The sequence below is a fragment of the Pseudoalteromonas sp. NFXS39 genome (assembly GCF_040148775.1).
GTDB classification, from domain to species: domain Bacteria; phylum Pseudomonadota; class Gammaproteobacteria; order Enterobacterales; family Alteromonadaceae; genus Pseudoalteromonas; species Pseudoalteromonas apostichopi.
The window spans coordinates 242,117-266,080 of sequence record NZ_JAGDEC010000002.1; the positions used below are offsets into that span (position 1 = coordinate 242,117).

At 41.5% G+C, this 23,964-nt stretch carries 24 protein-coding genes; 16 read left to right on the forward strand and 8 right to left on the reverse strand.

Features of this window, described 5'->3' with window-relative positions; translation table 11 throughout:
* Position 1 precedes the first annotated feature (1 nt).
* The 4 genes from J3455_RS04700 to J3455_RS04715 are packed head-to-tail and all read right to left on the reverse strand — an operon-like array spanning position 2 to position 3,328.
* A complete protein-coding gene (locus J3455_RS04700; protein WP_349561226.1) occupies positions 2-988 on the reverse strand; it encodes a vWA domain-containing protein in 987 nt (328 codons plus the stop codon).
* Positions 981-1,421, reverse strand: a complete 441-nt coding sequence (locus J3455_RS04705; protein ID WP_130052024.1) for a DUF4381 domain-containing protein — start codon at positions 1,419-1,421, stop codon at positions 981-983. The genes J3455_RS04700 and J3455_RS04705 overlap by 8 nt, the downstream gene beginning before the upstream one ends.
* A 2-nt stretch (positions 1,422-1,423) precedes the next feature.
* Positions 1,424-2,368 (reverse strand): DUF58 domain-containing protein, encoded by a 945-nt coding sequence (locus J3455_RS04710; RefSeq protein ID WP_349561228.1) that lies wholly within the window; start codon positions 2,366-2,368, stop codon positions 1,424-1,426.
* 3 nt (positions 2,369-2,371) lie between these two features.
* Positions 2,372-3,328, reverse strand: a complete 957-nt coding sequence (locus J3455_RS04715) for an AAA family ATPase (protein WP_286257615.1) — start codon at positions 3,326-3,328, stop codon at positions 2,372-2,374.
* Between the two features lie 336 nt (positions 3,329-3,664).
* Between J3455_RS04715 and fadI the strand changes: the two genes are divergently transcribed.
* The 3 genes from fadI (at position 3,665) to J3455_RS04730 (ending at position 7,869) form a co-directional block, all read left to right on the forward strand.
* Entirely contained in the window at positions 3,665-4,975 is a 1,311-nt protein-coding gene (gene fadI / locus J3455_RS04720; RefSeq protein ID WP_130052021.1) for an acetyl-CoA C-acyltransferase FadI, read from the forward strand.
* Positions 4,975-7,200: a fatty acid oxidation complex subunit alpha FadJ gene (fadJ, locus tag J3455_RS04725; protein WP_167657958.1), complete on the forward strand. Its 2,226-nt coding sequence runs from the start codon at positions 4,975-4,977 to the stop codon at positions 7,198-7,200. Before fadI ends, fadJ begins: the two co-directional genes overlap by 1 nt.
* Before the next feature lie 138 nt (positions 7,201-7,338).
* A complete protein-coding gene (locus J3455_RS04730) occupies positions 7,339-7,869 on the forward strand; it encodes a GNAT family N-acetyltransferase (protein WP_130052019.1) in 531 nt (176 codons plus the stop codon).
* Between the two features lie 13 nt (positions 7,870-7,882).
* Here J3455_RS04730 and J3455_RS04735 read toward each other — a convergent pair whose 3' ends face one another.
* Entirely contained in the window at positions 7,883-8,269 is a 387-nt protein-coding gene (locus J3455_RS04735) for an MmcQ/YjbR family DNA-binding protein (RefSeq protein WP_130052018.1), read from the reverse strand.
* A 190-nt stretch (positions 8,270-8,459) separates the two neighbouring features.
* Between J3455_RS04735 and efpL the strand changes: the two genes are divergently transcribed.
* From efpL to J3455_RS04770, 7 genes are all read left to right on the forward strand, one after another.
* Positions 8,460-9,032 carry an elongation factor P-like protein EfpL gene (efpL, locus tag J3455_RS04740; RefSeq protein ID WP_130052017.1) on the forward strand — a complete coding sequence of 191 codons (573 nt, stop codon included), beginning with the start codon at positions 8,460-8,462 and terminating at the stop codon, positions 9,030-9,032.
* A 145-nt stretch (positions 9,033-9,177) separates the two neighbouring features.
* On the forward strand, positions 9,178-9,906 hold the full coding sequence (locus tag J3455_RS04745) for an RDD family protein (RefSeq protein WP_286257627.1): 729 nt from the start codon (positions 9,178-9,180) through the stop codon (positions 9,904-9,906).
* Positions 9,903-10,853 (forward strand): stage II sporulation protein M, encoded by a 951-nt coding sequence (locus tag J3455_RS04750; RefSeq protein WP_130052015.1) that lies wholly within the window; start codon positions 9,903-9,905, stop codon positions 10,851-10,853. The genes J3455_RS04745 and J3455_RS04750 overlap by 4 nt, the downstream gene beginning before the upstream one ends.
* Positions 10,843-12,303: a hypothetical protein gene (locus J3455_RS04755; RefSeq protein ID WP_294092654.1), complete on the forward strand. Its 1,461-nt coding sequence runs from the start codon at positions 10,843-10,845 to the stop codon at positions 12,301-12,303. Before J3455_RS04750 ends, J3455_RS04755 begins: the two co-directional genes overlap by 11 nt.
* Entirely contained in the window at positions 12,293-13,441 is a 1,149-nt protein-coding gene (locus tag J3455_RS04760) for a DUF4350 domain-containing protein (protein WP_130052013.1), read from the forward strand. The genes J3455_RS04755 and J3455_RS04760 overlap by 11 nt, the downstream gene beginning before the upstream one ends.
* Positions 13,438-14,421, forward strand: a complete 984-nt coding sequence (locus J3455_RS04765; RefSeq protein WP_130052012.1) for an AAA family ATPase — start codon at positions 13,438-13,440, stop codon at positions 14,419-14,421. The genes J3455_RS04760 and J3455_RS04765 overlap by 4 nt, the downstream gene beginning before the upstream one ends.
* Positions 14,418-15,737, forward strand: coding sequence for a DUF58 domain-containing protein (locus J3455_RS04770; RefSeq protein WP_349561231.1), 1,320 nt, complete (start codon positions 14,418-14,420; stop codon positions 15,735-15,737). Before J3455_RS04765 ends, J3455_RS04770 begins: the two co-directional genes overlap by 4 nt.
* A gap of 61 nt (positions 15,738-15,798) precedes the next feature.
* Here the strand turns inward: J3455_RS04770 and J3455_RS04775 are convergent, their stop codons facing one another.
* Positions 15,799-16,275, reverse strand: a complete 477-nt coding sequence (locus J3455_RS04775) for a DUF4234 domain-containing protein (protein ID WP_167657963.1) — start codon at positions 16,273-16,275, stop codon at positions 15,799-15,801.
* A gap of 157 nt (positions 16,276-16,432) precedes the next feature.
* Here J3455_RS04775 and J3455_RS04780 point away from each other — a divergent pair, with 157 nt between their 5' ends.
* The gene (locus J3455_RS04780; RefSeq protein WP_256854756.1) at positions 16,433-16,558 is read left to right on the forward strand and encodes a hypothetical protein; all 126 of its coding nucleotides are present in this window, start codon (positions 16,433-16,435) and stop codon (positions 16,556-16,558) included.
* 10 nt (positions 16,559-16,568) lie between these two features.
* A complete protein-coding gene (locus J3455_RS04785; RefSeq protein WP_256854814.1) occupies positions 16,569-16,691 on the forward strand; it encodes a hypothetical protein in 123 nt (40 codons plus the stop codon).
* On the opposite strand, the gene J3455_RS04790 is transcribed toward J3455_RS04785, so the two are convergent.
* Entirely contained in the window at positions 16,688-18,802 is a 2,115-nt protein-coding gene (locus J3455_RS04790; protein WP_372799658.1) for a sensor domain-containing protein, read from the reverse strand. The genes J3455_RS04785 and J3455_RS04790 overlap by 4 nt on opposite strands.
* Before the next feature lie 176 nt (positions 18,803-18,978).
* Entirely contained in the window at positions 18,979-21,699 is a 2,721-nt protein-coding gene (locus J3455_RS04795) for an insulinase family protein (RefSeq protein ID WP_167657964.1), read from the reverse strand.
* A 195-nt stretch (positions 21,700-21,894) separates the two neighbouring features.
* Here J3455_RS04795 and sixA point away from each other — a divergent pair, with 195 nt between their 5' ends.
* The 4 genes from sixA to J3455_RS04815 are packed head-to-tail and all read left to right on the forward strand — an operon-like array spanning position 21,895 to position 23,962.
* On the forward strand, positions 21,895-22,371 hold the full coding sequence (gene sixA / locus J3455_RS04800; RefSeq protein WP_297330070.1) for a phosphohistidine phosphatase SixA: 477 nt from the start codon (positions 21,895-21,897) through the stop codon (positions 22,369-22,371).
* Between the two features lie 49 nt (positions 22,372-22,420).
* Positions 22,421-22,771 (forward strand): RidA family protein, encoded by a 351-nt coding sequence (locus J3455_RS04805; protein WP_130052005.1) that lies wholly within the window; start codon positions 22,421-22,423, stop codon positions 22,769-22,771.
* On the forward strand, positions 22,755-23,231 hold the full coding sequence (locus J3455_RS04810) for an ASCH domain-containing protein (protein WP_239977151.1): 477 nt from the start codon (positions 22,755-22,757) through the stop codon (positions 23,229-23,231). The genes J3455_RS04805 and J3455_RS04810 overlap by 17 nt, the downstream gene beginning before the upstream one ends.
* Positions 23,228-23,962, forward strand: a complete 735-nt coding sequence (locus tag J3455_RS04815; RefSeq protein WP_130052003.1) for an SDR family oxidoreductase — start codon at positions 23,228-23,230, stop codon at positions 23,960-23,962. Before J3455_RS04810 ends, J3455_RS04815 begins: the two co-directional genes overlap by 4 nt.
* The last annotated feature ends 2 nt before the right edge of the window (positions 23,963-23,964 follow it).

Genomic DNA, 23,964 nt, shown 5'->3' on the forward strand with positions numbered 1-23,964 from the left:
ACTAGCTCTCCTGCTTAAATTGGCGAATAAAATTGACTAACATTGTTAAGCTGATTAAGCCTAGCGCCACAAGCAGTGGAATATAAAAAAATGAAATTTGTGGGCGGAACGTTTGTTCATCGCTACTAATAGGCTCAAGTTTATCGAGCTCCTGATAAATTTGCTGTAAACCAGCCACATCTTTTGCTCTAAAGTATAAGCCGCCGGTTTGCTCGGCAATGCGCTTGAGTAAGCTTTCATCTAAGTTACCGCCACTCATACCACCCATATTAAACAGGCTAAATCCACGCGGGTTATCAGAACCAACACCTATGGTATATACCTTAATGCCTTCTTCGCGGGCTAACAGCAGGGCATCTTCTGGGTCAAGGTTACCTGCGGTGTTTTGACCATCGGTTAATAGTACAACGATACGGTTACTTTCATCTTTATTAGCAAAACGCTTTACCGATAAACCTAATGCATCACCAATGGCGGTTGCTCTACCTACTAGGCCGATTTGCGCCTCGCTCAGCATTTGGCTCACGGTTTTAACATCACGCGTAAGAGGTGTTTGTAAAAATGCGGTGTCGCCAAATAAAATGAGACCAAGGCGGTCACCTTGACGTTGCTCAATAAAGTCACTCAGTACCGCTTTTACCATAGTTAGTCTGTCGACATACTGGTTTTGATAGGCCATATCTTGTTCTGTCATAGAACCAGATAAATCTACTGCAAGCATGATATCGCGGCCTTCATTGGGCAAGGTGATGGGGTCATCAAGCCAAGTCGGGTTTGCGATAGCAATAACTAATAATCCCCATACTGCCCACTCGAGAAAAGAGACTTTACGACTATGTTGCTGCACCGCTTGATTATTCAAACCAAGCTTAGCAAAGCCAGGAATACGCAACCGTAATTGCCCTTGTTGCTTTAACGGCATAAAGCGACTTAAAAGCCAAGGTAGGGGTAAAAGCACAAAACACCATGGCCAACTAAACTCAAACATTAATTGGCTCCTTGAGTTTAAAGTTGCGAATGGCACTGCGTAATTTAGCTGCAAGTTCAGCATTATTACTTTGCTGCTGATAAAGCGGCATCAACTCGTCGTAACTAAAGTTATCGCCACTTAGCTTAGATAAATTTTCAGACCACTTTGCCAAAGGCTGAGAGGCAAGTTGACTGCTGTAATAATGACGGGTTAAACGTTTTAAAATAATGTGTAGCTCTTGTGCATCATCATCACTAAGGGTTTTACTTAATTTAATGGCTTGTTTCTTGGCTTTTTTGAACTGTTGGTTTTTATATAAAAGCACTAAGCCGATAATTAATAACGAACCAACTAAGGCGATGATCAGCCACCAAATTGGAGCAAGTGGCCACCATGCAACCTCGGTCGGTGCAATGACATCATGTAAGCCATCTAGCGGATTTTTTTGCATTGTTACTTTCTCACTAATTGCAGCTCAAGTGGAGTGGCTGCACTGAATGAAATTAAACTAAGCCCAGATTTTTGTAGGCGCTTTAACCTATTAGAAAAAGACTCTTCAGCAGATTTAGCGAAGCGCTCGCGAAATTGCTTGTCCATTAATGGTAAAGCAAGATCTTGTCCATTTGCCGACACAGTTACTGTTTGTTTAAAAGCAGGTAACTGATGTTCAAATGGGTCGCTAATATGGCAACCAACCAACTCACAGTGTCTGCTCAGCATTTCAAGTTGTTTAAAGCTCGCTTCATCAAGGGCACTAAAATCAGAAACGATATAAACTAGGCTACCGGGTTTAGCCAAATGGTTAAGGCGTTTTAGGTTTTCACTAAATAGGCTGTTGGCTGTTTTGTCGATATTATTGAGCGCTTGGTTGTGAATATCACATAAGTTGTGACAGAGCTTTAACACCGCCTTTTCGCGTGACGTAGGCTTTAATTCGTGATGACTATGTTGATTAAACACCAGACCACCAATGCGGTCACCTCTTTGACACGCCGACCAAGCAACTAATGCGCTAATATGCGCTGCTTGCACCGATTTTAACAGTAACTTTGAGCCAAACAGCATCGAGTTAGAAAAGTCGGTAAATACAAAAACAGGGCGTTCTTTTTCTTCTTGAAACAGTTTAGTGTAGGTTTCGCCTGTACGGGCGGTAACACGCCAGTCGATAGAGCGTATGTCATCACCAGCTTGATAATGACGCACTTCAGCAAACTCCATCCCGCGACCTTTATGTGGCGCAAGGTATTGCCCAGCTAAACTGTTTTTGATTTTTACTTTGGGCGCAAGTTCTAGTAAACGAGCTTTGGCTTTGTAATACATCAACTCTTTGAGTGATAAATTGACGCCTTGACTATGGCTCGTTGCTAACCACGCCGCTGTATCAAATTGGCTCGACATAGCTTATGGCACTGCTACCAGTTCTAAAATACGGCTGATCACGTCATCTTTACTGATGCCATCGGCCTGCGCTTCGTAGCTTAAAATAATACGGTGACGTAACACATTATGCAGCACCGCTTGAATATCATCTGGGGCTACAAAATCACGGTTTTCTAGCCAAGCATGCGCGCGAGCACATTTATCAAGGGCAATGGTTGCACGCGGGCTTGCGCCATATTCAATCCAGCGGCCAAGTTGCTCATCAAGCTCTGAAGCTTCACGGGTTGCAACAATTAATTGCACTAGGTACTTTTCAAGTGGCTCAGCTAAGTACAAGCCTAAAATAGCTTTACGCGCAGCAAAAAGTTCACTTTGACTAATTTGTTGTGTCTCTGCTTGCTTATCAGAAATAGCCTCGCCACGGGTTAGGCGTAGGATATCTAATTCGTGTTCAGCACCCGGGTAATCAATGCTCAAATGCAATAAAAAGCGGTCAAGCTGTGCTTCTGGTAGTGGGTAAGTGCCTTCTTGCTCTAGCGGGTTTTGGGTTGCCATAACCATAAATAGATCAGACAGTGGATAAGTGTTTTTACCAACCGTTACTTGGCGTTCAGCCATGGCTTCGAGTAGCGCAGATTGTACTTTAGCAGGGGCACGGTTAATTTCGTCAGCCAAAATTAGGTTATGAAATAACGGTCCTTTTTCAAATACAAATTCACTGGTTTGCTGACGATATATATCGGTACCTGTGACATCCGCAGGTAATAAGTCTGGGGTAAACTGAACACGTTGGAAGCTACCTTCAACCCCTTTTGCTAAGGCATTGACTGCACGGGTCTTTGCAAGACCTGGAGGGCCTTCTACTAATAAATGGCCATCTGCCAAAATCGCGATTAACAGTGCTTGGGTTAATTGTGGTTGGCCGATAATTTGCGTGTCTAAGTATGATTTTAATTGTGAAAATGCGTTAACTGCCATAATAAAAAGACTGTCCTAAAAGCGTGAGTCAAAAATTGTTTTTGTTATGCGCCAATGCGTTATATTCAGTACCGATAAATTCTTTACGCGGTACCGTGGTGGGGCGCTATTAACAAGTTATAAGGATTCAAAAGTTATAACACAAGTGTTAGACACAAAATCCTCAAATAGTTCGTTATTTTTTAAGGATTTTTAGCCTACCATATAAATACAGTGTTTTTTTGTAAATAGGCCAAAAAAAGCCTATGGTTGAAAACTTAATATTGGCATTCGTACACGGGTTGTTTTAGAATCAGGAAAAACAAACAGGTCAGACCTGTCAGCGGGAGAGCATAAATGTCTGAGCAAAATATACTTAAAACAGCAAAAGGCGATCGTATCGCTATCGTTAGCGGCCTGCGAACGCCATTCGCAAAGCAAGCCACAGCATTTCATCATGTACCAGCCCTTGATATGGGTAAGTTAGTTGTCAACGAAATGCTTGAACGACTTAACTTTAATAAATCTGAAATTGATCAACTTGTATTTGGTCAAGTAGTGCAAATGCCAGAAGCCCCAAATATTGCCCGTGAAATCGTATTAGGTACGGGCATGCCTGTTTCTGTTGATGCTTATTCTGTTTCGCGTGCGTGTGCGACAAGTTTCCAAGCCATTGCTAACGTAGCCGAGTCAATTATGGCAGGCTCAGTGCAAGTGGGTATCGCTGGTGGTGCTGACTCATCGTCTGTATTACCTATTGGTGTCAGCAAAAAATTAGCGGGTAGCCTTGTTGATTTAAACAAAGCACGCACGCTTGGTCAGCGATTAAAGATTTTCTCAAAACTACGTCTAAAAGATTTACTTCCTGTGCCGCCAGCGGTAGCTGAGTACTCTACAGGCTTATCTATGGGTCAAACGGCAGAGCAAATGGCTAAAACGCATAGTATTAGCCGTGAAGACCAAGATGCTTTAGCACATCGTTCTCATACTCTTGCAAGCCAAGCATGGGCTGATGGCAAACTTAAAGACGAAGTGATGACTGCGCATGTAGCGCCTTATAAGAGTTTTATTGAGCAAGATAATAACATTCGCCATAACTCGACTGTTGAAGGCTATGCGAAATTAAAACCAGTATTTGACCGTCAACACGGTTCAGTTACAGCCGCTAATGCTACGCCACTAACTGATGGTGCTGCTGCGGTATTAATGATGAGTGAAAGTAAAGCAAAAGCATTGGGTTACAATATCTTAGGTTATGTACGTAGCTTTGCTTTCTCGGCAATCGGTGTCCATGAGGACATGCTAATGGGTCCGGCTCACTCTACGCCAATTGCTCTTGACCGTGCAGGTATTACATTAGCAGATTTAGATTTAATCGAAATGCACGAAGCATTTGCAGCGCAAACACTGGCTAATATGAAGATGTTTGCGTCAGACAAATTTGCACAAGAAAAGCTTGGTCGCAGTAAAGCGATCGGCGAAATTAACATGGACAAGTTCAATGTATTAGGTGGCTCACTAGCATACGGTCACCCATTTGCGGCAACAGGTGCACGCCTGATCACGCAAAGCTTAAATGAACTTAATCGTCGCGGTGGCGGCTTAGCGCTTACGACTGCGTGTGCAGCGGGTGGCTTAGGCGCAGCCTTTGTATTGGAGAGTGCGTAATGACAGATTCAGTATTTAGTTTATCAGTGGCTGATGACGGCGTAGCCGTTGTAACCATTGATGTGCCGGGTGAGAAAATGAACACCCTGCGCAGCAGTTTCGCAGAAGATTTAAAAACCTTACTCAAAGACGCACAAGCGCAAGCTGTAAAAGGTATGGTATTTATTAGTGGTAAAAGCGATAACTTTATCGCTGGTGCTGATATTAAAATGCTTGATAGCGCGAATAGCCGTGAAGATGCATTAGCGTTAAGCGAAATGTGCCAACAAGCCTTTTTCGATATGAAAAAGCTACCTTTCCCAACAGTAAGTGCTATTCATGGTGCAGCGTTAGGCGGTGGTTTAGAGTTTGCTTTAGCATGTGATTATCGAGTGTGTTCTGACAGCGATATCACTAAGCTTGGTTTGCCAGAAGTACAGTTAGGCTTATTACCTGGTGGTGGCGGTACTCAACGTTTACCAAAATTAGTTGGCTTGCAAAAAGCACTTGAGTGGATGCTTACAGGTAAGCAAGTGCGTGCTAAGCAAGCGAAGAAAACAGGCTTAGTAAATGACTGTGTACCACACAGTGTATTACTTGACGTTGCTAAAGAGTTTGCTCTGAAAGGTAAGGCGAAGGCTACTAAACCTAAGCTAGACCGTTTAAGTCAATTACTTGAGTCAAACCCATTTGGTCGCAATATTATTTTCAAAAAAGCACAAGAAAACGTGCTGAAGAAAACAGGCGGTCACTACCCAGCACCTTTAGCCATTATTAAAGCGGTTCGTGCAAGTGTTGAGCTTGATCAGTTAAAAGCATACAAAACTGAAGCAGAAGGCTTTGCCACGCTGGTAATGAGTGATGAGTCAAAAGCATTGCGCGGTATTTTCTTTGCAACCACTGAAATGAAAAAAGAGTGGCGTAATGATGATGCACCAGCAATCGCTAAAGCGGCAGTATTAGGTGGCGGCCTCATGGGCGCGGGTATTGCCCATGTTAGTGCTGTAAAAGCGGGTGTTCCAGTGCGCATTAAAGATGTGGCTGAAAAGGGCATCAGCAATGCAATGAACTACAGCTATAAGATTTTAGATAAAAAGCAAAAGCGTCGTATTTTATCTAAAGCTGATTTACAACAAACCATGAACCGCATTACCGGTACCACCGATTACAGCGGCTTTAAACACATTGATATCGTTATCGAAGCAGTGTTTGAAGATCTTGCTTTAAAGCAAGGTATGGTGGCTGATGTTGAACGTGAATGCCAAGACAACACTATTTTTGCAAGTAATACCTCATCATTACCGATTGCACAAATCGCTGCTGATGCAGCACGCCCAGAAAATGTAATTGGTCTGCATTACTTCTCTCCAGTTGAAAAGATGCCACTTGTTGAGATCATTCCACACGCTGGTACGTCTGAAGAAACTATCGCACGCGTTGTTAACTTTGCCCGTAAGCAAGGTAAAACCCCGATTGTGGTTAAAGACATGGCTGGTTTTTATGTAAACCGTATCTTAGCGCCTTATGTTAATGAAGCGGCTAATTTACTGCTTGCAGGTGAGCCAATTGAAAAGATTGACCAAGCATTGGTTGAGTTTGGTTTCCCAGTAGGGCCTTTAGCGTTACTTGATGAAGTAGGGATTGATATAGGTTCTAAAATTGCGCCAATCCTTGAAAAAGAGTTGGGCGAGCGCTTTAAAGCACCTGACGCCTTTAATCGCTTAATCGATTCTAAGCGTTTAGGTCGTAAGACTGGCCGTGGTTTTTACCTTTACGACAAGAAAGATAAAAAAGTGGATGAGTCAGTATACGAGCTACTTGGTGTTACGCCATCACCTCGTTTAAACAAGAGCGAAATTGCTAAACGTTGTGTTGCGCAAATGCTTAACGAAGCGGTACGCTGTTTAGATGATGGCATTATTGCAAGCCCGCGTGACGGTGATATTGGTGCTATTTTTGGTATCGGTTTCCCACCATTCTTAGGCGGTCCATTTAGCTATATGGATAAACTGGGTGCAGCACAAGTGAGCTCAGAAATGGCGACTTTTGCTAACTACAACCCTATTTTCACACCTTGCGATACGTTAAAAGCAATGGCTGAAAAGGGGGGGCGTTTTTACCAAGCAGAAAGCGAAGAGCTGGCAATAGCTGAAGCTACGCCTGTCGATCCGGTTGAAGTAACCAAAGAAGTGGTTGAAGACGAGCAAGCGTCAGAAGAAGCTAATACAGAAACGACTAAAAGCTAATTCTTTAAATTAATTAGTTAATTTTAAAAGCCCTGCTTATTGAGCGGGGCTTTTTACTTATATATTGGCCATAAGTGGTATTTAATTCTCGAAATCAGTTTGTTATAACTAGGTTTATTTACTAAGCGATTAATCACCATGACTCTCACCACTTCGCGATTAACACTACGGCTGTTAAATGCCGATGACTGGCCATTGTTTTATACTTTGCATAATGATGCCCAAGTGATAGAGAAATGCTTCGATAAGCCCTCAGAGGCGCAGCTACGAGCAAAGTTTAATGAACGCTTAAAGCCTTGGCAGCCAAATTCGAATTCACCACTGTGCTTAGTTATTGTTGAAACCAGTACAGGTAAAGAGGTGGGTGTAACTGGGTTTACTTCATCAACAGTGCCTGATAGTCAAGAAGTCGGTTATTTGCTGCTGCCTAATTTTCATGGTCGTGGCTATGCCACAGAGTCTTTGCAAGCAGTGCTTGATTACGCCAAATCAGAACATGCTGTGCGGGAATTTAAAGCGGTTGTCACCGAAGGTAATATCGGTTCAGAAAAAGTACTTGAGAAATGTGGTTTTCAGTTAGTCGATAAGCAGCTAGATGCGTATGCTATTGGCGGTGTTTTGTATACCGATCATCATTTTTATTTAGGTTGCACTGATCACAGAGCGTGATCAGTGCGCAATTTTACAGATGAAGCTCAATCGCTTTTCTGTCTTTTTCTGGCATATTCGCAACCACTAAATCAAACGAATTATCAATCATCCGCTCAATCTCTCCTTGTGGTACGGTACCATCTAAAATAACCGTATTCCATAAACGTTTGTTCATGTGATAACCCGGGATCACCGACGGGAAAATATCACGCAATGCTTGGGCTTCATCTGGCTCGCATTTCAGATTTAGCCACCATACAAGATTACCTTCATCGTCTGTTTGGCCTTCTTTGCCCTCAGCAAGGGTGGCAAACATTTTATGATTCACCTTGTAAACGTCGACATCTTGGCCAAATGGTTGGGTGATCATCACCAATGGCTTTTTCATTAAATATTCGTGTACTGTGTGTTGATTCATGATCCAATCCTTGAAGTCATTTTTCGTAGTTATAAACATAGCAGCTTTTTCTTAGTTTTGAGACAACTAATATTATAATTTGCTGAAAAATCGAATAAATAACGGCTGTGAGTTAAAACTGCAAATTTTTATTGAACAATAGCCATTACGTGGTAAATTTCTGTCAACAAAAAACGATAGGAATACACCCATGCCTAAGGCAAGTGAAGTTAAAAAAGGCGCCGCTATCGAGCATAACGGCCGTGTTTTAGTAGTTAAAGATATTCAACGTTCTGTACCACAAGGTCGTGCTGGTGGCAGTTTATACCGTATGCGTTTATACGATGTGGTAACTGGTGGTAAAGTTGATGAAACATTCAAAGACAGCGACATGCTAAAACTAGCGGATCTAATTCGTCGTGAAGCAATGTTCTCTTACATTGACGGTGAAGAGTATGTATTTATGGATAATGAAGACTACACGCCTTATAACTTAAATAAAGAAGCGATTAGCGAAGAGATTTTATTCGTAAATGAAGAAACTCAAGGTCTTCACGTAATTGTAATCGATGGCGCTCCGGTTGGCTTAGATTTGCCATCAAGTGTTGAGCTTGTTGTTGAAGAAACCGATCCTTCAATTAAGGGTGCTTCAGCAAGTGCACGTTCAAAGCCTGCACGTTTGACAACCGGTTTAACGATTCAGGTACCTGAGCATATTTCTACAGGCGATCGCATTCGTATCAACACGGTTGAACATAAGTTTATGGGCCGCGCAGAAAAATAACTTTGTGGCTCTTCAAAAACCGGCTTTTAGCCGGTTTTTTTGTTTTATTTGTAAGGCGCTTATAACAAAATGCATTGAAAAAGGGACTAAAAACGCGCATTATTATTGGCTTACGAAAACAACAATAAATACCAGTAGTAGATTAATGTTGAACCACGGATTGGAAAACAGAGAATACATCAAACTCCCCGAAGGCGTTAATATCGCTATCACTCCTGCAGGTGTTGTCGCCCGAAGCTATGCCTACACCATCGATTTTATTATCCGTAGTTTGGTTTTACTTGCTGTAGGCACTGTACTTGCCTTTTTTGGCGATGCAGGGCAAGGACTTATATTAATTGCTTACTTTTTAATTTCATGGGGCTATAACATCCTGTTTGAAATGGAAAGTGGCCAAACCCCAGGTAAAAAACGACTTAATATTCGTGTTGTGCAAGACAATGGCTTACCAGCGAGCTTTTCGCAAATAGTTGTGCGTAACTTGCTACGCCCCGCAGATATGCTACCGATAGGCTATTTTTTGGGCCTTGTAGTTATGTTGTTTAACAACCGCTTTAAACGCATTGGTGATTGGGCGGCAGGCACCATGGTTATTTACGACGATGAGTTCGCAGAGCGGCCTGAAATAGCTCAAGGTGAAGTGCATATTCCTTCAATTAGCTTTACTACCGAAGAGCAATTAGCTGTACTTGCTTTTGCTGAGCGCCATGATGAATTATCTGATGCAAGGCGTCGTGAGTTGGCAGCTATTTTAGCTGCACCGTTTTCTACAGCAGAGCACGAGATTGAAGCGCAGCTCGTTAGTTACGCACGCCACTTCGCTGGGCAAGTTCAACACGATAACGATTACCCGCAGCAGGAGGGTAAACAATGAAGCAAACTCAATTTGTAAAATCAAATAGCGTAAGTTGGGATGAGTTCGAAGCCCTTTGTGAGCAAAATAATGCTGAGTCTTTACCTGTTAATTTCCCTAATTTATATCGCAAAGTTTGTAATGATTTAGCCATTGCCCAAAGTCGTCAATACAGCCCTGTGTTGATTGAGCAAATAAATAGGCTTGTGCAGTTAGGGCAAAAGCGCCTTTATTTGTCTCGAAGCAATCAATTCTCTGAAATATGGCATGTGGCGCGAACTGCATTTCCACGCGCACTGTATGAAAACCGTTTAATGCTGGCTGTAAACTTAATCGCGTTTTGGGGATTGGCCCTTATCGCTTTTATTTGGGTGACAATTGACCCTGATGCCGTTTATACATTTTTAGGGCAAGGCACAGTGCTTAATATCGAACAAATGTATAACCCCAGTGGCAGCGTTCAATCGGCTGAGCGCGGTGCACCGCAAGACTTAATGATGTTCGGTGTCTACATTTACAATAACATAGGAATTGCATTTCAGATGTTTGCAGGTGGTGTGCTGTTCTGTGTTGGCGCTGCTTTTTTCCTATTATTTAATAGTTTTTACTTTGGTGCAGTTGCTGCTCATATTGTTAATGTAGGTTTTGAAGGGCCATTTTTTTCGTTTGTTATCACTCATGGCTCGTTTGAGTTGACTGCTATCATCATTGCCTCAGCTGCAGGATGTCAGATTGGTTACGGCATATTAAGCCCTGGGCAGTATACCCGTGCATATGCAATGAAACAGGCTGCACAAAAGGCACTTCCGCTCATTGTTGGTGCTTTTTTAATGTTAGTAATTGCTGCTTTTATTGAAGCGTTTTGGTCACCTCGTGATATTGCTTACGAAATTAAATATATAGTTGGCAGCGGCTGTTGGTGTTATGTCATTTTCCGTTTGTACAAGGGAATGCGCTATGGAGCTTAATCGTCTTAGCTTCACACCCCGCAAGCGCAGTGCTTACGAGACCTTTGATTTAACTGTGTTGTTAGTTAAGCAGCATATTGTGGCGCTGATCACTTTGTATTTGATGATGGCAGTTCCAGTATTTTTAATTGTCGGCTTTTTATTAAATTGGGGCATAGGCGGATTTGTTGTTTGGTGGCTTAAACCTGTATTTGAACGACCTTTACTCGATTACATGTCAAAGGCGGTATTCAATCAACCGGTCAAAATAAGTAGTAGCTTAAAGTCACTTAAACAGTTAAAAGTTGCCGATATGCTAGCGCATTTAACCATTTTCAGGCTTAGCCCAAATAGAGCATTTTTAGCGCCCGTTGAGCAACTTGAGCGGCTATCAGGCGAGCGAAAAACAAAGCGCAAGCAGGTTTTATTTGCCTCAACGAAGCCAAAGCAAACGTTGTGGATGCTATTTTGTGTGCATTTTGAGTTTATCTTATTAATGGGGATTTCTGCGCTGACAATTGCACTTGTGCCCCATTCATTTTCAGCACAAGAAGCCATGTATCAAATTTTAGAAGCGCCAATCTGGGTTGAGATAGCGTTTAATTTAATATACATCCTTAGTATTTCCTTAGTGGCGCCGCTTTTCGTCACTGGTGGTTTCCTTGCTTATTTACACCGTCGAGTTGAACTAGAAGGCTGGGATATCGAGCTGGCATTCAAAAATATTCGCACCCGCCTTGCAGGCGTAGTCAGTGCTGTAGCACTACTTATACTTACAACGTTCACGCTGCAACCATCAACTAGCTATGCAGAGCAAATCGATAAGCAAGCGGTAAAAGAGCAAGTTACAGCTCTTTATAATGAGCCTAATGTCATTGAAACTGAGACTACCTGGCTGCCAAATATTGAAGCGAAAGCGAGTTCATCAGATAGTGATTGGTCGTGGCTTATCGATGTGTTTACAGCCATTGGTCAGATGTTTGGTATGTTGGTTTGGGTATTGGTAGGTTTATTAGTCATTTGGCTAGTTTATTACCTGATGCAAAAGCGCGGTTTTTTTGCCAATTTAAGCTTGCCTGAGCGTAGTAAAGTGAATGAAGAGTCGGTGATCCCGACCTTATTTGCAGAAATTAAAAGTAAAGATTTACCTACTGATTTAATTGCCGCTGCAAAGCAATGCTTTGAGCAAGGTCAGCATCGCTTGGCGCTAGCGTACTTGCTTCATCATGCGCTGACTTGGGCGCAGCAGCGACATGAAGTGCGCTTGCACCGCTCGATGACTGAGCGCGAATGTAAAGGTGCAATTGATGCAAAGGTACCTAGCCAAGGGCAAGCGATTTTTGCCCGCTTATTTTCTGCATGGGTCACAGTTGCTTGGGGCCATAAAACCCCTGATATCGACTTTATCGAGCTGACTGAGCAAATTACAGCAATGACAGCAGAGACTAAGGAGCAAGCCCATGAAGCTTAAATATGTGCTGATTGCGGCGCTAGTGGTGTTTAGCATATTTGCTATTGCTGGTATTGCTTCTTTAGATTGGCAGAAAAAAGAAATCGAAATTGGTTTTCATAGTGATGTGGCAAAAGACAATTTCACGATGGCTCAACGACTACTCAAAGCCAATGGCATCGATTGGCAGAAGAATAAGCGCTTGGTAGAACAAGTACAAAGTGATGAGTTAAACATAGACCCGCAAAGTATCTTAATTTTGGATGAAGCAGTGCTTGCTGATTCTTACCAGTTAGATGTACAACTTGCTGATTGGGTCGCTGATGGCGGGCGTTTAATTTATGTATTAAATAGGCAACGCGATGAACTGGCGATTGATAACACGGTGTTTTTTAGTCAGCTTGGCATCAATGTGCAAAGCCAAGAAGATGTCTTTGAATATGACTTTGCGATGCTTAAAGAAGGGAATAAAAACAGTACGCTATCTATCGATGAAAACACTCAGCTCGATCTTGAGTTAAGTCGCGCGTTTTATATTGAAAATTGCCCCGGTGTTAGCACCAATAGTGAAAATAGTGACACCCTGATGTGTGACTTTGCATTTGGTCAAGGTCGGGTCATCGTTATGCCTTCACTGTTACCTTTTACCAATTACCGACTTCGCCATCTTGATCATGGCAGCTTATTACTTTGGCTAAGTAAAGGGGCTGATAAAGTCACTTATGTACCTTACCTAACTTACCCAAATTGGTTTGCCAAATTATGGCACTGGAGCTGGCAATTTGTGGTGACGTTGCTGTTATTAATTGTGCTTGCAGTGTGGCATATAAGTAGTCGCATTGGCCGCTCTTATACTCCTGAGTTCGATATAAAAACCAGCTTTAATCAGCATATTCGTGCAGTAGCAAATTTCTATACAGAGCATGGTCACGAAGCCGTATTATTTACCGCACTAGAAAAAGATTTTTACGCCAAAGTAGAGTCGCGAGTGCCTAACTTTAAAATGCTCAGTGCTGAAAAACAGGCGCAGATCATCGCTAATTTAACTCATTTTGAAAAACAACATGTGGCTCAGTTACTTGCTAGCAAGTTGCCTGAGTCAAAAGAACAACGAACAGAATATATAAAACGATTCAAACAATTAAGGAATGCCTTATGAGCACGGAATTGGATACTAATCGCATGAGCTTAATTGAGGCAGCTGATGCAGTAAAACAAGTAAAGCATAACATTTCACGTGTGTTAGTTGGTCAAGATGCCATTGTTGAAGATGTACTTACCGTTCTATTTGCGGGTGGTCATGTGTTACTTGAAGGGGTTCCTGGACTTGGTAAAACGCTACTGGTTAGAGCCCTAGCAAAGAGCTTAAATGTAGATTTCTCGCGAGTGCAGTTTACGCCGGATCTAATGCCGTCAGATGTTGTTGGTCATAGTTTGTATGATATGAAATCAGGTGAATTTAATATCAAAAAAGGCCCAGCATTTACTAATATTTTGCTGGCTGATGAAATTAACCGTGCACCAGCTAAAACGCAATCAGCACTACTTGAGGTAATGCAAGAGCAACAAATCACCATTGATGGTGAGTCATTATCTATTGATTCACCGTTTATGGTACTCGCTACTCAAAACCCGTTAGATCAAGAAGGGACTTACCCACTGCCAGAGGCTGAATTAGACCGCTTTATGATGAAGGTCGAGCTTGGTTTTCCTTCACATGAATCGGAAGTTGAGCTTTTAAAACTGAATACACAAATAGTTTCTAATGAAACCAAAGTAGAGCAGCTCCCTGCAGTATTGGATGCTAAGCGTATTGCTGAAATTAAACAGCTTTGTGCAGATATCTTAGTGGACGAACAAATACTTAATTATGCTGTTGATATTGTGCGAAGTTCACGAACTTGGCAGGGTGTGCTGCACGGCGCAGGGTTACGGGCCTCAATTAACATCATTAAAGCTGCAAAAGTAATGGCATTGATGAATGGCCGTGACTTTGTAACCCCAGATGACGTGAAGTCAGTGTCAGTGAATATTTTAAGGCACCGTTTAATTTTATCCGCTGATCTGGAGCTTGAAGGGGTATCATTTGATGAAGTGATCAGTGCCATTTTAGCCAGTGTTGAAGCGCCGCGCTCATGAATCGCATCAAGCATAGACCTGCAAAACACTTAGTACAATTAACAGCTTTGCTGCTGTTATTGTTGCTTGTCTGTGCTATTGCATCGGTTGACAGCTTAGTGCTAACGGCCTTGTTATTAGTGCCCTTATTGGTGGTATTTGTAGATTATATGGCAGCGAAGTCAGAGCCTTTACTTGAAGTGAGTGCACAAACTAATCTCAACATGGCCTTATATCGACGCCAAGCATTAAATGTAGTCATTAAAAATAAAGCTAAGCATGCGACTATGTTAGATGTCAGTGTTCATTTAAGTAATGCGATTGAGCTGCAAAAACCACAGCAAACTGTGTTTATTGATGCGATGCAACAAGCTAAGCAGAGCTTTAATTTACGTGCTCACAAACGAGGCGATGCAGAGATTAGTGCGATTGAGCTTAGAGTTGGGTCACCACTGGGCCTTTGGCAAACAAACTGGTTAACTGCTCAAGCTATCCAATTAAAGGTTTACCCAGATTTTAGCCGTGTTACTTCAAAGCAGCATTTAAATGGGGTGGTGAATAAGCCAATTTCAGGTTTAAAACTCACTAAAAAGCGCGGTGATGGTATTGAGTTTCAGCAGTTACGTGAATATCGCCAAGGTGATAGCGTCAGGCAGATTGATTGGCAGGCGACTAGTAAGCGTCGAAAACTCATTTCTCGTGAGTATCAAGAAGAACAAAACCAACACGTCATAGTGATGCTAGACGCCTCTAAAAAAATGGCCATAGAAGCCAATGAAGGCAGTCACTTTGATCATGCTTTAAATGCATTATTATTGCTGTCACACACGGTTTTAAAGCAAGGTGACTGGTTTAGCATGCAAAGCTTTAACCAAAATCTGCGTTGGTTACCCGATGTAAAAGGCGCACAAAATGTATCAAGGGTGATGAATCACTTTTATGATCTATACCCAGATAAAAGCAGTAGTGACTATTTAGTGGCTGTGAACCAATTAATTGCCAAGCGCAGTAAACGCTCTCTAGTGTTATTAGTCACCACGCTCGATGAGCAAAGTATTGATGAATTAATGCCTGCAATTAAGCTATTACAAAAGCATCACTTAGTCGCACTTATTAATATTAACAATCGTGCAGTGAATGAAGTACTCGAAGAGCCTATAGAAAAGTACGAAGATGCAACCAGCTATTGTGCAGCATTAGCGCTATTAAATTCACACAAAGCCAATATGGCTAAGCTTAAAAAACAAGGGGTGATAGCCATAGACTGTAACCCTGAGCAGCTACTACCGCATGTGCTTAACACCTATTTAAATGTGAAGCACTCAGGGGCATTGTAATACCATCCGGCAATAAAAAAGGCATTGAATTCAATGCCTTTTTTATTAGATAACGAAATGGTTATTTCTGATTATCAATAGCTTCATTAATTTTGTATTGGAAATAAATAGCATAAAAGAAAAATGTAAGTATGCCACTTAAGTGCACAGGTTCATTGCTGCCTTCATTAATAAGCTCTTGAAGTGAAGTTCTTAACGAGAAAATGAATACTAGACCAACAATAAAAGTAATGATTGAAAAGATAGAAGATATTACTTCTGGAATAGCTGTAAATGCTAAAGCAAAGTTGATTACATAAAGTACAATATAACCATAAACTAAGTTTTGGTTTACTTTATGTTTAGCAAGCATGTTTGCCTTATTTGTTCGGCTTACAAGCCAATATATTGAGTAAATTCCCAATGTGATAAGACTTAAAAAAAACACGCCCCAAGCTGAGAAACGATCAAAATTCAAAATTGGTTTATTTCCGCCATTATTTTGTTGAGTAAGTTCGGCTTCTGGCGCTGCATAAATGTTAGCTGATTCTTCAGACATAACGATTCCTCATGATTATTTTTGTATATTCCTTTGTGCTAACCGCACGTCCCTATAATAGCAAAATGGTTGGTTTTTGTACATTGTTTCAATAACCTAGATGACAAAGCTAAAGAGTATTAAAGCGAGCATAAATAGGCCTTATAGAGGCTATAGCATGCGTGAAGTTTCAATGCTTGATGAAATTATGTACACTGCCGCTGATTTTAATGAGGTGCTTTGTGCTATTTATATTTTTGAGCTGTATTTTTATAGTGGTTATGTATTTAGAGTCTCTTTCTAAAGGGATGCCAGTGAAACGTTGGATGCTGTTAGGTGGTGTGCTGGGGCCCGTAGCTTGGTGTTTGTTTAATGTGCACTATCGCCGCGCATTTGTACGCCATGTTGGCCGCAAGTCATGTGGCTGGCGACCTTAAGCTTTTACGGTTTTTAATAGACTCGGCGCTGACTTATCAAGTTGCTTTTGCAAGAATGCGGTAAATTCTGGCTGAGATAATGGCTTAGAATAATAGTAGCCTTGTATTGTCTGACACTTTAACTGTTCTAACATAGCTATTTGTTCAGCTTGTTCTACACCTTCTGCAACCACATGTAAATCAAGGTTATGAGCAATTGTCACAATAGAGTCGACCATATTGCGGCCTCGTTCAGATTGCATATCGTCAATAAAGGCTTTATCGACTTTCAAGGTATTAAGCGGAAACTGTTTTAGGTACGCTAATGATGAATAACCCGTACCAAAGTCATCCATTGCAAGGTGTATACCACGGGCGCTGAGTGAACGCATTACGGCAATAGCTTCGTTTGGATCATCCATTACGGTGCCTTCTGTGATCTCAAGCTCAAGGAAGTAAGAGGGCAGTTCATTCTTTTGTAATATTACATCAATACGGGTGGTTAAATCAGGCAAGCTAAACTGTTTAGCCGATAAATTCACCGCGACACGACCATTAAATAAGCCTTGATCAATCCATGCTTTTACGTCTCGGCATGCCTTGTTTAAGACAACTTCACCAATTTCGATAATTTGCCCAGTTTCTTCAGCAATCGGTATAAACACACCTGGACTGATCACGCCTTTTTTTGGGGTAATGAAACGCACCAGTGCTTCCATACCATCTAGCTTACCTGTGCGAATGTTCATTTTCGGTTGATAGTAGACTTCGAAGTGATCTTCTTTTAGGCCGTAGCGCATCAAGTTTTCGATTTGTAGGCGTTTAACTGCTTCACGGTTCATAGTGTCATTGAAAAACAGGTAGCTATTACCTTTTTTCTTAGCGTGATACATGGCTGTATCGGCATTTTTAAGCAATAACTCTGGGGTATTCCCATCCTCAGGAAACAGCACAATACCCACACTTGAGGTGATCACAAGTTCATGGCCAGCCATATTAAACGGTGTGGCAATTGCCGCTAAAAAAAGTTTAGCCATACGAGTAATGGTATGAATATCGTTAGTTCCGGACATTACCAGTGCAAATTCGTCTCCCCCTAGGCGATAGAACACATCTTTTTCACGGGTTAACTTATTCAAACGCATCGCAAGCTTAGATAGCAAACTATCACCGAGCTGATGACCGAGTGAGTCGTTGATCTTTTTGAAGTTATCTAAGTCGAAGACTAATAAAGCGTGATGATTATCTTGCTTAGCGAGCTTCTTCAAGTTTGTGAAAAACAAGTTTCTGTTTGGTAAGCCCGTTGTGCGGTCACGGTTCGATAAATTATGTAATTGTGATTCGGCTTTTTTACGCTCAGTTTGATCTGAAAAAACAACTACATAGTTGCAAATTTGATTGTGCTCATTTTTAATCTCATCAATTGAAATTTCAATCGGTAACAGCTGCCTCTTCGCATTGCGAAGTTTTACCTCTTGCTGCCAGTGTTCTGTCGCTTTTACAGTGGCTTTAATTTCATCTACATAGCTTTGATCGTAGCCATTTAGGGTAAATTCTTTCTTTAAGTATTGTTCGCGGCTACCACCAAACAAAGTTAAGAAGCTTGGATTTAAGTCAACTAGCTTGAAGTTTTTATCGTAAATAGCGATAGCATCAGTTAATGACTCAACGCATTTAGCAAATAGGTTTAATCGTGCTTCCGTTGATTTGAGCTGAGAAATATCTCGCACAGTTCCTGTCATTCGCAAAGGGTTTAGGTTTGCGTCTTTTTCTATGATCTTGCCGCGATCTAGAACCCAATGCCAACGACCTAGGGTATCTTTAATGCGGTAACTCGCTTCAAAAAAGGCAGTATGTTCGGCAAAGTGTTTTTTAAGAGCTGTTTCGACGTGTTGTAAATCGTGAGGGTGGATATGTTCGCGGTTAGGGGGGAAGCCGCTGCTATTATTAGTATCTGAAGTGTATTTATCATTTATTCGTAACACTTCTCCGGTTTTAATATTCCAATCCCAGAGGGTGTCGCCACTGCCTTCTACGGTACTTTTTAAGCGATGTTCTGAAATACGCAGTTGCTTTCGAGAGCGCTTCAATTTAAAAATGACAAATAATAGGTACGGCAATAATAGCATCATAATAGCGCTTGGGATAAGCAGCAATGTGCTCTGTTCAAGCTCTATAGGACTAGCGGATGCTGAAAAAATCCCAGTCATAGTTATTGTTAAAAAAGCAGAAATCATTTTTATTGTTTTTATCATTAATGCATTACCGTAATTCGCAACAATTAATCTAATCTAAGCTCGCGTTCGAGTCAAAGAGAATGCGAAGAAAGTGTTGCTTTTGGCTGTTTTTTGTCCTTAGGTTCGCTTAAAAGTTCTATTCTTGGCCTGTTGTCACTAAACGTTACGGCAATATATTGCTGCATTTGGGTTAGGCTTAACTTATCAAGCGCCTCTAAAAGCTGCTGTTGCATATTAAACTCTGTATCGCGATTGCCTATAGCTAGCCATAGACGTTGCGAACGTAAGCGTAAATTTTTATCTTTTTCAGCGATGTGAGTGACAAGACCTGCTTTGGTGTCGAGCCACTGCTGCTCAGATATGTTATTTATTTGCGACACATAATTATTAATAAATTGTTGGTGACGTTGAAGAATCTCATCAGCACTATGTTTAGGTGACTGAACATAAAAAGCGATACCAGCGCGTGTGTTAAAAGGTGCATAGCCAGCACCGACTAAATAGCCTAGTTGTTGCTTGGTTCTTAATTCATTAAAGTAGTCTTGATTTATCAAGTGATTAAGTACCATCATTTGCACTTTTTCGGTGGTGTTATCAGTTTGAGCTTGATAGTAAAGTACCATCGCATGATCACTACAATTTAACGTGAAGCGCTGTTGCTCCACTTCGGTAATATTATTAAGTGGTCGCGTTAAATCAATGATAGTGGTGCTACCAGACAAGTGTTCAGTAATTTGCTTTTGAAACTTAAGCGCATCACTTCGTTGCCAGTTACCATGTAAAAAACATTCAACATGCAAAGCTTTAAAAAACTCATTTCTAAAGCAATTGAATTGATGAAAGCTAGTATCCTTTAAAGCCTGTGCGAGCGCGTTAGGCTCTGGGTTCCACGGCATAACTTGCGCACCCAAAATACTAAATAATTCACTAACAGGCTTGTTTTGATTGCTGTTTCGCCAATGTCTAACTAGTTGTTTTTTATATTCAGCAAAGCGTTTTGCACATATCTCAACATTAAATAGAGCTTCAAGTAATTCGTTAACTAGCTCTAACTGGCTCGATGAAAGACCTGCGGTATGCAAGGTCAAGCCGCCTTGGTGAGATGTTAAGTGATAACTAAGGCCTGCCAGTTCTGCCGGATAAAATTGCTCAGCAACACTGTCCATAAACAAGTCTGCAAACAAACGAGTGAGGGCCATATGTTTAACATCTTTAATGGCAAAGGTTGAGTCCATCGCTAAGTAAAAATGCCCTTTAGCCACTCGAAAAGTAGCATCTTGTTTAAACCAAAAGTCAAAGCCTTCTTTTTTGACTAACAATTCAGGCGATCTAGTTGGTTTCTCTAATGGCAGTAGTTCAACATCTTTAGTGAGGTATGGATTAGCACTTGGTAAGCACATCTGTGGCAATGGAGTGTTAATTTCACTGAGTGCTTCTAACCAACTTGTCGAGATATCTTCCACTTTATAGGGGGTGTTGTACCAAGCTGTGGTGTGCTCTGGTTCTACACCTGGATGAATTAAGACCAAGCGCATATTGTCAGGTGTGAGCCATTGCATGGCAATTTCGTGAGCGCAACGGTTAAAGCCGTCCATTAAATAATCGCCTTGTACATAATTAGCTTCATCGTAATGCTGCATATTTATGCTTAAATTACTAACCCAATCAATTAAGCGAGCTTTTTCTTGGTTATCAAAGGCAATTTGTAAGAGATTCTTTTTATCTTGATAAAGACGTGGCAATTTATCGCAGTTTTGGTTTATTAAACAGATATACTCAAACACCATCTCTACGATATCTTCATAGTACTCAATACCTTCATCAGTTAAAGCCATGCTGATGTTAAAGTCTTTAAAGTTACTACCGTTAATGCCCCCACCTGCAGAAAGGGCATTTATCCAGCCTTGCTCTTTTAAAATAGAGTACAGTGATCCTTTGCCTTCGTAACCGAGTAGGTGAGCAATAAAACTAACGGTTTTGTGACGATAAAAGTCGTCAATATTAGGCATTGCAAAGCTAATGATCAGCTTTTGCATATGTTTATGTGGTTCAATGTGTAACACCTTACCTAAGTCTTGTTTACGGTAAAGTGGCTGTTCTATGATCTCTTTGCTTTTTGGTTGACCTTTAATTTCGCTGAAAAACTGTTTTACCCAAGCAGTCATTGTCGCAATATCTTCATTGCTACATATCACAAGTGTCATCCACTGAGCTTGATAATGGCTATCGAAAAAAGCACGTAACTCATCACTTATGCATCCTTCACGATCAGCGAGGGTTTGCTGGTTACCGACCGAGAACTTTGCAAAAGGGTGGGCTGGATTGACTGTTTCTTTGTGAGCCTGATAGATGCGTCGGCCATCATCTTTTATTTTTAGCTTAAACTCAGCATCTATGGCATTACGCTCTTTAGTTGTTTCTTTAGGGTTTAGTAATGGTGCTATGAAGAAACGGCTAAATTGTGCTAATGCTTCAGCAAACTGTTGGTTTTTAATATCAAAGAAGTAGCATGTGTGCTCTGTGCCTGTCCACGCGTTAGTGTTGCCACCAGATTGTGATACAAAATTAGAAAAACCACCCGACTCCGGGTACAGGTCTGTGCCTAAAAAAAGCATATGTTCCAAAAAATGTGCAAGGCCTTGTCTATCAAGAGGATCGTCAAAATGGCCTGCGTTGATAGCCATAGAAGCCGCTGATTTTGTTGATTCTAAGTCTTGCACTAAAAGTACTTTTAGACCATTGTCCAGTGTTAGGGGTTGATATGTTCTGTTATCATTGCGGCTGATATTCAAAAGATGCTCCTGAAAGAGTGCGTTAATGTCCTAACAACAGATGATATTTTCAGGAAAGCTAAAAAAGACAGAGCTACGAAAATCTACCTGAATATCATAAGCGGATGTTTAATGTATCTAGTGATGATATTCTAATATAGCGGACAATCAAGCAAACTGGCTACTGTTTTATATTCTTTAATCGGTTGATTTTTTATGAAAACAATCTTAATCATGCGCCATGGCGAAGCTACGCCAATGCAAGCAGATGATGCAGCAAGACAACTTACCGAGACCGGTCACTATGAAGCCAGTCGTATGGGGCAGTGGTTAGCAACCTATCATAAACCCGATGCCTTGTTGGTGAGTCCTTACATTCGTGCACAACAAACGGCTGCTGATGCTACACAACAAATTTCGTTAAAATTTAATGAAACTTGCAGCGATATTACCCCTGATGGTGTTCCACAAATTGCTGCTGATTATTTGGAAACTCTGATTGCTATGCATCCACAATGCAACACCTGGTTAATCGTTGCCCATATGCCAATTGTTAGCTATTTAGTTGATCAGTTAAGTCCAGGTCATATGCCTATTTTCAATACAGGCGCGGTTGCAGTTATCGAATATGATGAACACAAACAGCGCAGCCACTACCTCAGTATTCACTCGCCAAATAACGTCGAAATCTAACAGTGGATTTGCTAAATTAGCGCCACTGTTAATTTTTCAAGTTCTTACTATGACAATCGAACGTTTACAAACCGGTGCGCGTATGAGCCGCATCGTCAAGCATAACGGCACAGTATACCTATGCGGACAAGTTTGTGCTGATGCTGAAAAAGATATCACCGAACAAACTCAAACTATGCTCGATAAGGTAGAAGCTTTACTTACTGAAGCGGGTAGTAGCAAAGAGCATATGCTAAGCGCCACCATCTATTTAAAAAGCATGGAAGACTTTGCAGCGATGAATGCAGTTTGGGATGCATGGGTACCTCAAGGGCATGCTCCAGCTCGCGCTTGTGTTGAGGCAAAAATGGCGCGTGATGTTCTGCTCGTAGAGATTTCTGTTGTTGCAGCAGTTAAGTAACGAACGGCGTAAAGCGCATTTGATTGCTCGATTTAACGAGCAATCAGGGCGCGCAATTATTGAACTACCGAGTTGGCATTTTTGCGATAATGAGCAAGATGCCAATGACTGCGCATTGCTGGTTTTAAGTGGCGAAAAGCAAGCAACAACCCCTTCATTATATTGGTTCGAAGCAAATAATGAGGCTCTTCCTGAGGTCGGTGATTTAGCCATTTTTACCAATTGGCACGGACAGCCCTTAGGCATTATTGAAACTGTCTCAGTGACCATCATCCCATATAATCAAATAAGTGCAGATTACGCTGCATTAGAAGGCGAGGGCGACAAAAGTCTTGCATACTGGCAGCGTGTGCATTGGGATTATTATCAGCGAGAGCTAGCAGGTACGGATTATCAATGTCATCCTGATATGCCATTGGTGTGTGAGCAGTTTAAGTTAGTTTTCAAGGAATCAGAATGAGTTCGAATCCTGTGGTTTTTATTACCGGGGGCGGCCGTGGTATAGGCGCAGCAACGGCAAAGTTATTTGCCAAGCATGGTTATGATGTATGTATCAACTATAAGTCGGATCAGCACAGTGCTTTGCAAGTTGCCAAAGAAATAGAAAAACTGGGCGTTAAAGCGTTTACTATACAAGCCGATGTTGCTGACGAGCAGCAAGTGAAGGCAATGTTTGCGAAGCTTGATACTTGGGCACCACGTTTAGATGTACTGGTTAACAATGCAGCAATGATGATGCCGCAAATGCCGCTTTTAGAGATGGATGCAAAGCGCATTAACGCCATTTTAAGTTGCAATGTTACAGGCGCATTTTTGTGTGCACGAGAAGCAATTAAGCGTATGAATAAAGGCAGTATTGTGAATGTTTCATCAGGTGCGTCGCGCACAGGCTCGCCAAATGAATATTTAGATTATGCTGCATCTAAAGGAGCGCTTGATACTTTCACGATCGGCCTTGCTAAAGAAGTCGCCAGTAAAGCTATTCGGGTAAACGCGGTAAGGCCAGGCCTTATTTATACCGATATGCACCGCGATGGCGGTGAAGCAAACCGAGTTAATAGGTTAAAATCTAAGTTACCGCTAGGGCGAGGTGGTGAAGCTGACGAGGTCGCCTCAGCAATTTACTTTTTGGCAAGTGAGCAAGCATCATTCACAACGGGCAGTTTTATAGATGTATCAGGTGGCTTATAAAA